Raw genomic sequence first — 16,107 nt, 5'->3', positions numbered from 1 at the left:
TATTGAACCTACAGAAACATATTTGGTCAAATAAGTTATAACTACCCAGGTTAAAGCCGTTATTAATCCTACAGGAAAGCTTAATCCAAATATGGTTCCAACTCCTGAAGCAACGGATTTTCCACCGGTAAACTTTAAGAATACGGATCTGCTATGTCCAATAATTACTGCAACAGCAACTAATATTGGTAATATGTCGTATTGAGGGAATAAATCAAGTTGAAATTGTAGATCTTTAGCAATTATAACAGGCAAATATCCTTTTAAGGCATCAATAAACATTACGAGAATAAAAGCCCAGGTGCCAAGAACTCTTTTTACATTAGTTGCGCCTGTACTGCCACTTCCAATTTGCCTTATATCAAGTCCTTTAACAAGTTTGACAAGTATATATCCTGTTGGAATTGAGCCTATAATATAAGCTAAAGTTACTATAGCCAGAATAAATAAATAATATTGGTAATCCATAAATGTCCTACTTCTCCTTATTATTTTCCTTTTTCTGATCTTTCTCTTATTAATATTTTAATAGGAGTTCCAAAAAATCCAAATGCTTCTCTGAGTTTATTCTCTAAATATCTTTTATAACTATCTGATATAAGTTTTGCACTGTTCACAAAAATTACAAATGTAGGGGGTTCTACTCCTATTTGGGTTGAATAGTATGCTTTTAGCCTTTTTCCTTTTTTTGATGTTGGTGGATTTAAAGCAAAAGCTTCCAGAATAACTTTATTTAGTAGACTGGTAGATATTTTTTTATGTGAATATTCGTATGATTCAAGTACTGCAGCAAATATTTTGTTTATTCTCTGTTTGGTTACTGCGCTTATAAATAGTATTGGTGCAAAGCTCAGGTGTGGAGCTTCTTTTCTGATGAGTTTTGTAAATTCATTAGTCGAAGTTGAGTGCTTATCTTCGATTAAGTCCCATTTATTTACTGCAATTACAATAGCTCTACCTGCATCATTGCTTATTTCGCCTATTTTTTTGTCCTGATCGGTAATACCTTCTGTAGCATCAATTAAAAGAAGAGTTACATCAGAATTTTTAATAGCTTTAATTGATCTTGCTACTGAGAATTTTTCTATGCCATATTCAACTCGTGCTTTTCTTCTAATTCCTGCTGTATCTACTAAGGTGTAGCAATTACCATCAACACATAAGTTGGTATTAATTGCATCTCTCGTGGTTCCTGCTATTTCACTTACTATGACCCTTTCTTCCCCTAATAATGAATTAACAAGGGAAGATTTACCTGCATTAGGTCTACCGACAATTGCAATATGTATTGGCTTTACTTCTTCATCGGAAACAAATTCAGGTAAAGCCTTAATTAGATCATCTAATAAATCCCCGATTCCTCCTGTACCATGCATAGAGGAAACCGGATAAGGTTCTCCAATTCCAAGAGAATAAAAATCAGCTACAAGTGCGGTTTTTTCTGGAATATCAATCTTATTTACCGTTAAAAATATAGGTTTTTCGCTTTTTCTTAATAAATTTGCCACATCAATATCGACAGGATTAAGTCCTTCTTTACCGTCTACCATAAAAATAATGACATCGGCTTCAGCAGTAGCTATTTCTACCTGTGTATAGATGGACATCATAATTTCATCTTCCATGCCGGGTACAATGCCGCCAGTATCTATAACAGTGAAATTATGACCAGCCCATTCCACGTTAAAGTATAGCCTGTCTCTGGTGACACCTGGCATGTCATCGACTATAGATTCTCTTGAACCTAATAATCTGTTTACAAATGTAGATTTACCTACATTTGGTCTTCCAACAATAGCAACTATTGGTTTTCTTTTCATAATTGTTTATTATATCCAGTAATTATCAGAACATTAACAAGTATAACTCAAACCAAATTATATTATTGAGATGATTTATTTATATTTATTCAATAAAGCAGTATGCATAATGATTATGGACTTAGAATAAAAAATTAATATTACTTAAATACTTGTTTTTAGAGTAATCAATATTTTTATCAGGTAATATCCACTCATTTTTCTTGATTGAAGAGGGTATAAATACAGCTGAATATTTATCCTGATAGATAACCTTCCAGTCTTTTAAAGTTTTAAGTTTATTGTTGGTTTTGGTATTTGCTTCAATAAGAATAATATCAGCAGAATATTTATCCAGCACTTTTTGTGTAGGCTCAAATGAAAAGAAAAAATTCGAAATATCAATATATACCTCATTTGAATATGTTTCTTCATATCTTCCATCGATTGCTACGAGGCATTGAGGGTAAAGCTTCCATAATGAATAACTACCCCAGTTAAATGGGACGAGCAAATTGCCTTTTAAGTTATTAGTTTTAATGAATTCAACAGCACTTGCAGGATAATCTTTTGGATTAACTTTAATAATATGCGGAGTTATAATGCTATAATATGCCCCAACAACAATAATAAATATGAATACGACTGCTTGTCTTGTAAAGTTAATCAGATCATATTGACTTTCAGAAAATAAATTTTTGAATTTGTCCAGGTATTCTCCGAATAATGCATTAATTGCTGTATAAAAATGCTTATAAATAAAGATAGAGGCGATAATTACAAAAAATATTGCCTGTCTTTCCTGTCTGAGTGAGAGTATAAACGTTACTAAAAGTAATGTTATCTCAGTCCAATCTAGCTTTTTATCTTTTGATATTAGCTTATAACCAAAGCTAAATATTGCTATTACAAGTAAAATCTTATATCCAAGCCAGTCATTAACTGATCCTAAAAGATTTAATGGTTCCCATTCAGTAATATATGGCCTCGGCATGGTAATTGCTTCAATCATATAATGCCAGAATTTAATTCCATAGGGATTAATTAGAGTAACCGGCAGCGTAAGGCTGATAATTCCTAAATATTTAACAGGATTTTTCTTGTTTAAAAGTTCACCTAAAGCATACAGGACAAGTAAGCCAAATCCGGCCACAAAACCACCGTGTAGGTTTACCCAAAGTAACATTGTAGCTGGAAATATCCATATAAGTCTATTTTCTCCCCGACGTATTCTTTCAAGAATGTATACCCAGAGGGTAAAAAAGAGGTAAGTAAATAGCTGGCATCTTATTGTACTGCCAAACCCAGGCCAAAGACCAGTCAGGGTAATTATATAAAACCCTATTCTGTATTTTTTATCTGATGATATCAAGTGATTAGCTGCTAAAATAACAGTTAGGACTGTAAATGCTATTAAAACCTTTAATGCTATAAGACCATAATCCCCAAAATTATGTGATAAAAAGTAAAATATGACTCCTGATCCCCATTCATGATCTACCCATAGATCTTTTGTCGGTGTGTAAGCAAAGATATCATGCTTTAATACCCAACCTGTCTGAAAAAATAATGCTCCTACTGCTAATCTATGCCATAAATCCCTATCAGCGCTGTTATGTATAGCAGAAAACAAGCAAACCAGTATAAACAAGGCTATAAAAAATATAATTTTTTTTGTATGACTCATAATATTTATTTTTCTGTACTGATTTATATAAATGATGTTATCAGAAAATAGACTTTTTTAGCAGTAATTATTCGGGTTGTATTAGAATAATAGATTTTACTCGCCTTGCAGCATTTTCTTTGGCTGAAGTTAATATAAATTTAGGCTGATCAGGTAAATTTATATATAAAGACGTTGAGCTTCCGCCATCGAGGGCAAGAGCTTGTTCGACTTCTAAGCTTTTCATAAATTCTGCTAGTTCTTTAAGAGTCATAGGTCGTTCATTACTTGCTGCTACAAATAAAATATGATCTTCTTTAATTCCAATAGCTGATCTGGCATATTTACCTAAAGCTCCAGCAGACTCCCTTATTACTTTACCATCTTTTTTAACGACAAAAGCTTCTTCTTCCAGCTTTAAATCAGGTAAGAGCTCAGGACCGGCTTGTATTGAGTTGAATATTTCGCATTTCATCTCTATTGGATCATTATGCTGTGCTATCTGATAAATTTTGCTGTAATTACCACAATTCAAATGGCAGCTTAATATTCTAAATTCAGATCTGTTTAAAATAGTAGGTAAATATGCTTTGAGACTTGGATTGTTCATTAAGTTCGGATTATCCCTGGGATCTGCCGCCAATTCTCCATCTTTAATTATGAAAGAAGTAGTTTTAGTGTTTATTGGATCAAAAAACCCCCCATTAATTGCAGCAGCTGAATTTGTTTTTTCTGCAACTGTTTGTACTGTTTCAAGTGAGTCTGATACATAAGGGACAATGCAATCCGGGCATTTTTTTATATTAACATCAACAACATAAACTCCTTTTGTCGGGGAATAAAAGTTTATAGCTTTATCAGAGTCAAATTTTCCTAATTTTGAACCGGAAATGGCTAAAATTAGGAAAATTATTAAAGGCATAAGGACAGCGCAATAAAACATTAAGGGAAATGATGAATTTTCCTTAATGTTTTTTGCAGCCTTCTTCTTATAATTAGCTATTAATTGAGTAATATAGATTTTATTTTTTGAATGTATCAGCGCAGAGCCCTTTCTTCATCCATACACACTGTTTGCAAATTTTTTGATGAGCTAGAGGTGTCATAATTTTTTTCAAGACATCAATCTTTTCTTGAAAATCAACTACTTCACCTTCTTTTAATCCTAGAATTCCCATAACTGTTGAATCAAGTTTTTCAGTATAAGCTTGAGAACACAGACTGGAGTTTGGGCTTAGGCAATGTTCACATATATCATCATTGCCAAGAGTAATTTTAACATTAACTCCCTGAGTTAAGGACTTAATTACTTTTTCCATATTAACCTCAAATTTTTTAGAATAACCATAACCTTTGTATCCAGGGATACATAAAAAATGATGTGGTCTAAGATTAATATAGCTCATATTTTAGATAAATTTCTAGGATTTACAGGAAACTGAATTGTTTTGCATTTCAGCTATGATAGCTTGTGCCATTTCCATTGTTGAAGCATGACCACCAAGATCAAAAGTTACGGTTTCATTCTTTTGAATAACCTTTGCAACTGCATTATATATATTCTTAGCTGCTTTTACCTCGCCTAGATGTCTAAGCATCATTGCAGCAGATAGAATTAATGCTGTCGGGTTAGCCTTATTAAGTCCTTTTAATCCAGGGGAACTTCCGTGGACTGGCTCGAAAATTGCCAGATCTGTACCATAATTTGCACCAGGTGCTATACCCAGACCTCCAATTAATCCGGCTGTCAGGTCTGATATGATGTCACCATAAAGGTTTGGTAATAATAAAACATCATATAATTCAGGATATTGCACCAATTGCATGCACATATTGTCGATTAGTAATTCCTCGTATTGAATCTGAGGATAATCTTTTGCTACTTTTTTTGCTGCTTCAAGGAATAAACCGTCAGAAAGTTTGCATATATTTGCTTTTGTTATTGCTGTTACTTTTTTACGGTTTTCTTTTACTGCATATTCAAAAGCCGCTTTGGCTATTTTTTCAGAAGCTCCTCTTGTAATAAGTTTGATTGATTCAGCAGTATTTTCATCTATTTGTCTTTCAATACCAGCATATAAATCTTCTGTATTTTCTCTGAATACTACCAGATCAATATTATCAAATTTTGATTTTATGCCTTTAATTGTTTTTGCAGGTCTAACACAGGCAAATAAATCTAGTTCCTTTCTTAAAGTAACATTTACACTCCTGAAACCTGTTCCAATTGGCGTTGTAATAGGCCCTTTAAGAGCAACTTTATTTTTTTTAATTGATTCCAGAACTTTATCAGGTAAAGGAGTGCCTTCTGTTTCAATAAAATCAGATCCGGCGTTTACCACTTCCCAATTGATTTTTATACCTGTTGATTCTATTACTTTAATAGCTGCTTCAGTAATCTCAGGACCAATTCCGTCACCTGGAATTAAAGTAATATTATACATATTTTCTCCCTAAACTAATTGAAAATTACCATGTTTTTCTATGTGTTTTGCTAGTCCACCTTCATTGAGGATTTTTATCATAACATCAGGTAGCGGTGTAATTGGTATATCAATATTTTGAGTCAGGTTTTTAACTATACCTTTTTCAAGATCAACTTCAATTTCATCATCCTGATTTATTTTATCTGTGTCACATTCTATTAAAAGTAGACCAATATTGATGGCGTTTCTAAAGAAGATTCTTGCAAATGATTTTGCGAGCACTCCATTTACACCTGCAAGCTTGATAATTGTAGGAGCATGTTCTCTTGAGGAACCAAGTCCAAAGTTTCTTCCTGCTACTACAAAATCACCTTGTGACATATTGGAAGCAAATTCAGGGTTTGCATCTTCTAATACGTGTTTTGCGAATTCAGGTAAATTAGTTCTTAAGTGAAATAATCTACCAGGTGCTATATGATCAGTGCTTATATCATCTCCAAATTTCCAGGCTTTACCTTTTTTATCCATAGTTTAGCTCCTTAAATTTTTCTTAAAAACCAGGCTTAAATCAGCTTATATATCTTTCGAAAGGATAAATTCTTTGAGAAGAAAATCTTGCCACAACTTCTCTAGGATCGGTAATATAACCTGTTATGGCGCTAAGAGCTGCTGTTGCAGGGGAGCATAAGTAAATCTGCCCCTTAGGATTACCCATTCTACCCTGGAAATTTCTGTTTTGAGTAGAAAGGCAAACTTCATCATCTCCGAGAATTCCACAATGAACACCAACGCAAGGCCCGCAGCCCGGTGAGGAAATAAAAGCTCCAGCTTCTATGAAAATTCTAATAATGCCTTCTTTCAAAGCCTCAATGAATACTTCTCTTGATGCAGGAACTACTATCAATCTTGTATCAGGGTTTATTCTTTTATCTTGAAGAACTTGAGCTGCAATTCTTAAGTCTTCAATACGTCCATTTGTACAACTGCCAATGAATACCTGATCCACTTTAATATTACTTAGTTTGTCAACTGTTGTTATATTATCAACACTATGAGGGCATGAAACTGTTGGTTCAAGCTTTGTTACATCTATTTCAATAACTCTTTCATATACAGCATCAGGATCAGCATTAATTTCTCTATACATATGGCCTCTGCCTCTAGTAATGAGGTAGTCCCTGGTAATTTCATCAGAAGCAACTAAGCCAGCTTTTGCTCCGGCTTCAACAGCCATATTTGCAAGTGTAAATCTGTCTGACATAGTCATATTTGTAATAGTTTCACCGGTGAATTCCAGAGCTTTATAAGTTGCTCCGTCTGCGCCAATTATTCCTATTAAATGTAAAATAAGATCTTTAGCGGCAACTCCCGGTTGGAATTGTCCGTTCACTTCTATTTTAATAGTTTCTGGCACTTTCAACCAGACTTTTCCCAAAGCTATAGCTATACCAACATCTGTGGATCCCATACCCGTAGCAAAGGCACCTAAAGCTCCAGAAGTGCAAGTATGAGAGTCTGCTCCTATTAAAATTTCACCAGGGTTAACATAATCTTCAACTAATCTTTGGTGGCAGACTCCTTCTCCAATTTCAGAAAGAATCGCTCCTGTTTTTTTAGCAAATTCTCTTAAAGTTTTATGTGCATTCGATAGTTCTTTTCTTGGACTTGGAGCTGCATGGTCAATAAAAAGTATGGTTCTTTCAGGATTAGCTGCTTGTTCAAGATTTATTTTTCTTATTTCTTCTATGGTAAGAGGGCCAGTTCCATCTTGTACAGCGGTGACGTCAACTTTAGCAATGACAAATTCACCGGCTTTTACGCTTTTCCCACAGTGTTCACTAATAATCTTCTCAGCTATAGTTTTTCCCATAAATAATTCCTTTTTATTGATGTATATACTATTTTTCTACGTTAGTAGGCTGACTATCTGCAGTTATAGGTTGAAACTTTTCCATACGTTTTTTGAGTTCGCCTGTTGGGACATAATATGGTGTTACAGTCATTATTTTAGCAGCAATATCAGGATATTCGTATATAAATTTCAACTCGTTATCCAGAAGAGGTTTCTGTGTATGAACGTTAGCATATCTTGCAAGTTCCAGAATATTCCTTGCTTCATCCTCATCACGGAATTCTAATTCAAGTTTTTCATATACGTTTCTGAATCCTTTAATTCCGCCATATTCTCCTACGGTAATCATACGGCCTGTTTCTACCATTTCAGGTTCGCCTCTTCCGAGTTCTTCAAAGTCATATAATTCATAATTTCTTCTGTCTTTAAGTGCACCATCAGCATGGATACCTGATTCATGTGCAAATGCATTATCCCCAACCGCTGGGTGATTTATTGGGATTGGCACTCCAAAAGCATAAGAAGTATATTTAGCTAATTTCCAAGCTGCACTTAAATTAATTTTTGGATCAAGAATATATTTACCTTTAAAACCGCTTGATTTAAGGATGGCTAGTAAACAGGATACCAAATCTGCATTACCTGCTCTTTCACCCATGCCATTAATGGCGGTATTAATATATGCATCAACTCCTGCATCGATAGCTGCTTTGGCTCCCATAATTGAGTTTGCTACAGCCATGCCGATATCATTATGATAATGTAATTCAATTGGGAGTCCAACTGCTGATGCAAGGTTAAAGATTCTTGTATATGTGGTTTGTGGATCATCGTAACCAAGGGTATCACAATATCTGAGTCTATGAGCACCATGATCTCTTACTGCTTTACCGAATTTAATTAAAAATTCATCATCTGTTCTTGATGCATCTTCTGCATTGACGCCAATTGCGTGCGCTCCACAGGTATTTGCTGCTTCTACTGCATCTATAGCCTGAGCTATTATATCATCTTTGTCTTTTCTTCCGCCAAATTTACCTTGGATCATCTGATCTGAGGTAGAGATTGATAAATTAACATGTGTTAGCCTGGGGACGTTTTGGAACGATTGATAAACATCACTAGCTAGAGCTCTCATCCAACCACTCAGCTTTGTTTTTGTTATTGCTCGTCTATCTACAAGTTGTAAATTTGCATTTAAATAATTGATCTCGTGACGTGTATTAGGAAATCCAAATTCGGATTGTGTAATTCCCATTTCGTCCAGGAGGAGGTTAATCATAGTTTTTTCAAGTTTAGCAAGTCCAAGCCTGGAAGTTTGAACGCCGTCTCTGTTTGTCACATCCACTATATAGATAGTGTTTTTAGCCTCGACCATAGTTGTTTCCTCTCATAATTCTTAACACTCAATAAATTGATCTCTTCTTAAATAGTATTTCTTACACTTATTTTAAGATTATACAATTTTTTATCTTAAATCAATAATTTGTTTTGAGATATTTACAAGATAATGACTTATTTTTATATAAGATTGTTTTAAAATGTAATTGGACATGTCTTTTATATAAGTTAAAAAAGTTTTTTTAAATCGGAAAAAAGATTTATATTAAATTTATTAGTTAATCATTTTTTTATTTAGTGCGGGAGCAGTAATTATGCAAAATACTCCAAGAGGAATGAGACTACATATTGGAATTTTTGGGAAAAGAAACGTAGGAAAGTCTCACTTATTAAATTCTCTTACAAGGCAGAATATATCAATCGTCTCTAATATAGCAGGTACAACTACTGATCCTGTAGAAAAAGCAATGGAATTATTGCCTTTAGGTCCGGTTTTATTTTTAGATACTGCCGGAATAGATGATGAAGGCAGTTTAGGCGAGATGAGAGTTCAAAAAACGCTAACAGTTCTTGATAGAACTGATCTTGCTATTATTGTAAGTGACCAATCAGGCTGGGATAATTTTGAAAAGCAACTTTATCACAAGTTAAAAGAGATGAATATTCCTGTAATTTCTGTATTTAATAAAGCCGATCTTGGAGAAATTGATAGAAATAGTCTTGAAGATGTTAGAAAACTTGAATTAGAACCTGTTATTACATCTGCAATGCTTGGTGATGGAATTGATGAATTAAAGCAAAAGATTATAAAGTTAGCACCGGAAGAATTTTTGAGTACACCTTCTATCGTATCCGACCTGATCCCTCCTGGAGAGCTTGCTATTTTAGTCGTTCCAATTGATTTAGAAGCCCCAAAAGGTAGATTGATATTGCCACAGGTGCAAACTATAAGAGATTTATTGGATAATGATTCTATGGTTATGGTGGTTAAAGAAAGGGAGCTGAAAGATGCGCTTAACAGACTAAATAAACCTCCTCATATTGTAGTTACAGATTCTCAGTCATTTCTGAAAGTTTCTGCGGATGTGCCAAAAAATGTTCTGTTAACTTCATTTTCTATATTATTTGCCAGATTTAAGGGAGAGTTAAATGAGTTTGTCAGAGGGACTCTTGCTATAGATTCACTAAAAACCAATGATAAGGTTCTTATTTGTGAATCTTGCACCCATCATGCGATAGGAGATGATATAGGAAGGGTTAAAATACCAAGATGGCTTACTCAATATGTTGGCGGTAAATTGCATTTTGAGCATTATGCAGGGCATGATTTTCCTGAGAATATAGCTGATTATAAATTGATTATCCATTGTGGTGCCTGTATGACAAATAGAAGAGAAGTTCTCTCCAGAATTATGAAATCCAGACAAGTTGAAGTTCCAATAACAAATTATGGGCTTACAATAGCATATTCTTTGGGCATTTTTGAAAGAGCCTTAGAACCATTCCCTCTAGCAAAACATATATATGAAGAAGTAAAGATGGCTAGTAAATAATTTATAACAGATATGTAATTATGCAGCTCAAACTATAGCCTAGCTGCTTAACGGAATTAGTACATGTGTTTAAGTATGTTAGCTAAATCTTGCCTACAAGGTTAATGTATTTTAATTCTTATTTAACTTTTACTCATTATAGTAATTTTTTGAGTTGAAAAAGAGGATTAGAAGAATGAATAGAGTTACATTTGGTGGCAAGTATACAATCAAGCTAGGAAATCCTGATAAATCATTAAAAGAAGTTATTTATAATTTAAAAACTGTAGCAAAGTCTGATAAAGATCCTGTTGAAGTTGTACAGGGGAATAATTATGATGAAGTCAATATTTATACTGGCCAGGAAGCCAAAGATTACGATCTTCTAATGAGGCTTGTAATGTTAAAAAGTATGAGTAATCCGGATTTTAATGATATATTTAATAATTTTGAGAAATCTTTTGCAGAAGGAAAAACCATTAATTTAAAGGCTTAATTTTAAATACAAAAATATTAAAAAAAGAGGTAAAAGCCTCTTTTTTGCTATTTAAATAATCGTGTATGTCATTCTAATGATACAACTATTATTATTGGAGTATTTCGCACTGTCTTAAGTCAACAATTCTTCCAGTAATACCACTGTTATTACGAGTCTTGATATGTGAATACTAAACAATAATCGTTTTTGCGAAGTAATCTCAAAACAAGAGTTTATCTAGCTAGCAACTTGAGTTATTATAAATAATGGATGTAGGAAAAGATAAAAATGAGTTTTAGAGAAGAAAGTGATTTTTTAGGGACAGTGAGGATTCCACAGGAAGCATACTGGGGAATACATACTTATAGAGCAAATCAGAATTTTAAAATATCAGGTTACAGGATTGATAGAGAATTCATAAAAGCGTTAGGGTATGTTAAATTAGCTTGCATTCTTACTATTAAAGAAATGAATAAGTGGTCTGACTCTAAGGCTAATGCTATTTTACAGGCCTGTGAGGATTTAATAGAAGGTAAACTTGATGATCAGATTATAGTTGATCCTATTCAGGGCGGAGCCGGGACTTCTACTAATATGAACGTTAATGAAGTTATAGCAAACAGAGCTCTTGAATTGATGGGAAAAGAAAAAGGCGATTATAAATGTATTGATCCTTTAGAAGATATAAATTTATATCAGTCTACAAATGATGTTTATCCTACTGCTCTTAAAATTGCCTCAATTTTTCTTATGAAAGAGCTTGAGCAGGAAGTCATTGCACTTCAGGAGAGTTTTCAGGCCAAGGAAAGAGAATTTGCTGATATTGTAAAAGTTGCCAGAACTCAGTTAATGGATGCTGTTTTGATTACTCTGGGTAAAGAATTTTCTGCCTATGCTGAAGCTATATCAAGAGATAGATGGAGAATTTATAAGTGTGAGGAAAGACTTAGAGTAGTTAATATAGGGGGTACCGCTGTAGGAACAGGTCTTTGTGCTCCAAGGAAGTTTATATTCGGAGTAATTGAAAAATTAAGAGAATTAACAGGACTTGGACTTGCAAGAGCAGAGAATCTTGTTGAAAATACTCAAAATCTTGATGTGTTTAGTGAAGTTAGCGGAATTTTAAATGCTCATGCGGCGAGTTTAATAAAAATAGCCAATGATTTAAGACTGCTTAATTCAGGCCCTCAGGCAGGCTTAAGCGAGATTACGCTTCCTCCGGTTCAGGTAGGTTCATCAATAATGCCCGGGAAAGTCAATCCTGTTATTCCTGAAGTTGTGGCACAATCCGGAATAAAAGTTCTTGGAAATAACGTAATAATTAATCAATGCGTTGCAGGAGGCCAGCTTGAATTAAACCAAAATATCCCACTTATTGCTTTTACTCTGATTGAATCTCTTAGGCTCTTGATTAATGCAAATAAAACATTTAGAGAAAGATGTATAACCGGAATTACTGCTAATAATGCAAATATAAAGAAATCAGTAGAGTGCAGTTATGCTTCTATAACAGCGCTTGTTCCTGTTCTTGGCTATAAAAAAGTATCACAAATAGCAAAAGAACTTGAAAAGACTGATATGTCAGTAAAAGATTTTGTTGTAAAAAACAATTATATAACTGAGGAAGAATTTGATAGTCTAACATCCCCTGAAGCTATTCTGGCATTAGGTCATACTAAATCAATTGATTTTTAATACAGTTGAAATCATACTCTATTATAAGAGTTAAAATATACTGTAATCAATGGATTACGATAAGTACTTTAAGAAGTTATTTTTAGGGTATTAGTGTATTTTTATTTTAGGAAAAAGATATGACAATGAAATTAAAAGATGAATTAATTACAGGCGTTGAAGAGATAGATAAACAGCACGCTGAGCTTTTCGAGAAATTCGATCGATTACTTCTAGCTTGTAATAACCGCATGGAAATTGAAGAAATACGTAATATAATAAACTATCTTGAAAAATATATTTCAATTCATTTTATTTCTGAAGAAAAACTCATGGAAAAATATGATTATCCTGATAAAAAGTCTCATATTATGGAACACAGGTTTTTTGATGAGAATTTTATCTCTATAAAAAAAGTGTTTAAAGAGCAAGGCGGCTCAATTGAATTTGTTAGACAAATCAAACAACTCCTTGTTAATTGGTTTGTACAACATATTGAGAGTGTTGATAAGGCTTTTGCTGAGTTTATTAAATCTAAAATTCAATAATTAATCCTCAGCTTGTTCGGGGATTAAATCAATGCAGGAATAATACTATAATCATTTTAAGAATTATCTTCACATTCTTATGATGACTCAAATGTTATTCCTGAGCTTAATGAATTATTTTTTAATTGGTTCTAAATATTGCTTGTTTAATAGGTTAAATAGTAATTTCTATAAGTTAATTGAGGAAATTATAGTATATATGTAATATAGGATTTATTGGTAGCAGGAAAATTTGTACATTTTTGATAAAATTAAATAGAAATAATTTATAAAGTTGTATTATGCAGAATATTAGAGATATAGAGTTAGAGCGTTTATTTTTCCTATTACCTGAAGAAACCAGAAGGCTTAGTGAGCTTCTATTGTCGGTTAATTGGGATAGTATTGATTTTGATATTATTTATCATAATAAAGTTGATTTTTCTGTTTTAAAAGATAATCAGGCAAAGCTTTTAAACTTGATTTTGGAAAATATTCCTGAATGGAAAAGGCTTATTGATTGTAAGCAGCATATTACGCACGACTATGATTTGAGTATACATACACTTCTTGTGATAAAAGAAATACAAAAAGAAAAACTGTATAAGACTTTAAGCAAATTCAATAAGCTAATTCTCTTATATACAGCGCTATTACATGATATTGCCAAGAATGAAAAAGAAGTAGATCCGCAGCATCCTGCAAAAGGAGCTGAAATGACCAGCTCCATACTTTATAGACTGGGTTTTGAGGAAGATTTTATAAACGATGTATATGTTTTGATAAAAAATCACCAAATATTAGGCTTGATTGCTTGTAATAAAATGCAGCTTAATGCTGAAAATCTTGCTCAAGTCTTTAAAAAACAGCAACTTATTGATTTAATAGCTATCCTTTCAATTGCTGATATAAAGTCAGTTAAAAGGAACGAGGCATTCTTTAACGAAAAGATAGGACAAAATATTGAACGCGTCAGGGTTGCAGCAAATGCTTATATAAAAGAAAATCATCAATAGACTTAAATTAAAGGAGAATTTATTGATGGATGGGTTGTTTGTTATAGGTGGTATTGTATTTATATTGGCATGTTTATTATTTGTTTGTACTCTAAATGGTAATAATGAACAGGTAAATTTAGATTTTGATAAATTAAATATGAGAGAAATCACTATTGAAGCAAAAGATGGATTAAATATAGCAGTTGAATTTTATTCACCCAAAGTAGAAGGAAAATATCCGGCAATTTTACTATTACATATGCTTGGAAAGGATAAAGCAAGTTGGAATAAGCTTATTCCAGAGCTATTGGATAATGGGTTTGTTGTTTATAGCGCTGATTTAAGGGGGCATGGTAGAAGCGTAAGAATGAAGAATGGTAAAGAAGTGTTCTACCAGAATATGAATGAGAATGATTGGAATAAAATTCCTGAGGATGTAATTGATTTAGTTGATTTTATTTCGCAAGATAAATTTGTTGATTCTGAGCAAATAGGTATAGCAGGAGCAAGTATTGGGGCTAATGCTGCAATTATATGTGCATCAAGATATCAGAATAAAGTTAAAACAGTAATTGCTTTATCTCCTGGTTTAAATTATAGGGGATTAGAGATACTTGAACCTGCAAAAAATTTAAAGGTGCCTATCTTGATGGTAGCAGGATCAGGTGATAAATATGCCTATGAATCCTCTAATCAACTAAATGAAGTAGTAAAAACAATTCATGATTTGTTAATATATGATAATAAAGAGCATGGTACAAACCTTCTGAATAAATCAGAAGGTTTACAAAAGAAAGTAGTAAATTGGTTAAATGAATATCTTAAGAAATAAGATAGTTTTATATTCTTTATTTTTAGTAGTTTTAATGCTTTATTCTTGCTGTTTTTATTCTGCTGATGCGAGAAGAGTGACTGGGCCTGTTGAATTTCAATTCAGGGCTAAGGATAGTTTTAATATGTTTGGATCTATTGAGGTCCCTAAAAGTGCATCTGTCAAAAACAAGGCTCCCCTAGTAATATTCTTGCATTCTTTAGGCAAAAGTAAAATTGAATGGCAAGCTTATGCTTCCAAAATAAAAGAACAGAATCCTAATGCTGCCATTTTAATTCTTGATTTAAGAGGCCACGGTCAAAGTATTATTGATGGAAAAGGAAAACGTAAATATTGGCAAAATTTCAAAAATAAAGATTTTCAAAAATATCCTGATGATATCTCTTCAGCTATGGATGCTGTTAGACAGCAATATCCTGAGGTAAATATTAACAAGGTTGCTCTTGTTGCCTCTAATATAAGTGCAAATGCGGCAGTAATTGCAGCAAGTAAAAACAATAAAAGTATTAAAACTCTTATTTTATTATCGCCTACCGTCACTTATAAAGGTATTGAAACAAGAATTCCTATGGTGAATTATGGAAATCATCCTGTATTAGTTATGGTTAGTAAAAAAGATGCATTTTCATATGATGGATCGTCGGAATTGATTAAATATGTTCAAGGAGTAAAGGAATTTAAAGTTTTTCCTGATGGTGGAAATGGGACAAGCTTACTTAAATTTCAACCTGGGGCACAAAAAGTGGTTTTTGACTGGTTAGATAAATACTTTTTTGAAGCCAGTAAGTAATAGATTTCAATAATAATAAATCTCAATCGTGCTATAAACTGATAGCTTTAAATTAAGTCTACCTGTTTAAAAGGCTATAGTCGATGACTTGAGTTAGGTAATGGATATTACCTAAATTTCGAATTGATTATAAGGACGCAATAAAAAATACTTACGCATTTTTTATTGCTCGATTATTTGCTGGTTATAAGA

General features: G+C 32.9%; 14 protein-coding genes and 2 pseudogenes (1 of these 16 only partly in view). 7 read left to right on the top strand and 9 right to left on the bottom strand.

Annotated elements, in window-relative coordinates:
* The 9 genes and pseudogenes from A2255_03160 to A2255_03120 all read right to left on the bottom strand — a co-directional run.
* Positions 1-468 (bottom strand): annotated as a pseudogene (locus tag A2255_03160) (acyl-phosphate glycerol 3-phosphate acyltransferase); it reaches 159 nt to the left of the window's first position.
* A gap of 20 nt (positions 469-488) precedes the next feature.
* Positions 489-1,820 carry a ribosome biogenesis GTPase Der gene (locus A2255_03155; GenBank protein ID OGI23664.1) on the bottom strand — a complete coding sequence of 444 codons (1,332 nt, stop codon included), beginning with the start codon at positions 1,818-1,820 and terminating at the stop codon, positions 489-491.
* Between the two features lie 121 nt (positions 1,821-1,941).
* On the bottom strand, positions 1,942-3,486 hold the full coding sequence (locus A2255_03150; GenBank protein OGI23663.1) for a hypothetical protein: 1,545 nt from the start codon (positions 3,484-3,486) through the stop codon (positions 1,942-1,944).
* 67 nt (positions 3,487-3,553) lie between these two features.
* On the bottom strand, positions 3,554-4,408 hold the full coding sequence (locus tag A2255_03145) for a hypothetical protein (GenBank protein ID OGI23662.1): 855 nt from the start codon (positions 4,406-4,408) through the stop codon (positions 3,554-3,556).
* Between the two features lie 79 nt (positions 4,409-4,487).
* Positions 4,488-4,871, bottom strand: coding sequence for a hypothetical protein (locus tag A2255_03140; GenBank protein ID OGI23661.1), 384 nt, complete (start codon positions 4,869-4,871; stop codon positions 4,488-4,490).
* Positions 4,872-4,886: 15 nt separating this feature from the next.
* On the bottom strand, positions 4,887-5,909 hold the full coding sequence (locus tag A2255_03135; GenBank protein OGI23660.1) for an isocitrate dehydrogenase: 1,023 nt from the start codon (positions 5,907-5,909) through the stop codon (positions 4,887-4,889).
* A gap of 9 nt (positions 5,910-5,918) precedes the next feature.
* On the bottom strand, positions 5,919-6,419 hold the full coding sequence (locus A2255_03130; protein ID OGI23659.1) for a 3-isopropylmalate dehydratase: 501 nt from the start codon (positions 6,417-6,419) through the stop codon (positions 5,919-5,921).
* A gap of 40 nt (positions 6,420-6,459) precedes the next feature.
* A complete protein-coding gene (locus A2255_03125; protein OGI23658.1) occupies positions 6,460-7,761 on the bottom strand; it encodes a 3-isopropylmalate dehydratase large subunit in 1,302 nt (433 codons plus the stop codon).
* 112 nt (positions 7,762-7,873) lie between these two features.
* Positions 7,874-9,121: pseudogene (locus tag A2255_03120) on the bottom strand (homocitrate synthase).
* 277 nt (positions 9,122-9,398) lie between these two features.
* Here A2255_03120 and A2255_03115 point away from each other — a divergent pair.
* The 7 genes from A2255_03115 (at position 9,399) to A2255_03085 (ending at position 15,915) form a co-directional block, all read left to right on the top strand.
* Positions 9,399-10,637, top strand: a complete 1,239-nt coding sequence (locus A2255_03115; GenBank protein OGI23657.1) for a [FeFe] hydrogenase H-cluster maturation GTPase HydF — start codon at positions 9,399-9,401, stop codon at positions 10,635-10,637.
* Positions 10,638-10,812: 175 nt separating this feature from the next.
* Entirely contained in the window at positions 10,813-11,112 is a 300-nt protein-coding gene (locus A2255_03110) for a hypothetical protein (protein OGI23656.1), read from the top strand.
* A gap of 270 nt (positions 11,113-11,382) precedes the next feature.
* Entirely contained in the window at positions 11,383-12,789 is a 1,407-nt protein-coding gene (locus tag A2255_03105) for an aspartate ammonia-lyase (protein OGI23655.1), read from the top strand.
* 119 nt (positions 12,790-12,908) lie between these two features.
* Positions 12,909-13,316 carry a hypothetical protein gene (locus A2255_03100; protein OGI23654.1) on the top strand — a complete coding sequence of 136 codons (408 nt, stop codon included), beginning with the start codon at positions 12,909-12,911 and terminating at the stop codon, positions 13,314-13,316.
* A gap of 281 nt (positions 13,317-13,597) precedes the next feature.
* Positions 13,598-14,311, top strand: a complete 714-nt coding sequence (locus tag A2255_03095) for a hypothetical protein (protein OGI23653.1) — start codon at positions 13,598-13,600, stop codon at positions 14,309-14,311.
* A 25-nt stretch (positions 14,312-14,336) separates the two neighbouring features.
* Positions 14,337-15,125 carry a hypothetical protein gene (locus A2255_03090; GenBank protein ID OGI23652.1) on the top strand — a complete coding sequence of 263 codons (789 nt, stop codon included), beginning with the start codon at positions 14,337-14,339 and terminating at the stop codon, positions 15,123-15,125.
* Positions 15,106-15,915, top strand: coding sequence for a hypothetical protein (locus A2255_03085; GenBank protein ID OGI23651.1), 810 nt, complete (start codon positions 15,106-15,108; stop codon positions 15,913-15,915). Before A2255_03090 ends, A2255_03085 begins: the two co-directional genes overlap by 20 nt.
* Positions 15,916-16,107: the final 192 nt, after the last annotated feature.

The sequence above is a fragment of the Candidatus Melainabacteria bacterium RIFOXYA2_FULL_32_9 genome, assembly GCA_001784615.1.
In the GTDB taxonomy this organism is placed as follows: Bacteria; Cyanobacteriota; Vampirovibrionia; order Gastranaerophilales; family UBA9579; genus UBA9579.
The sequence above is the reverse complement of the archived record's forward strand: the minus strand, read 5'-3'. Positions and strand labels throughout refer to the sequence as shown.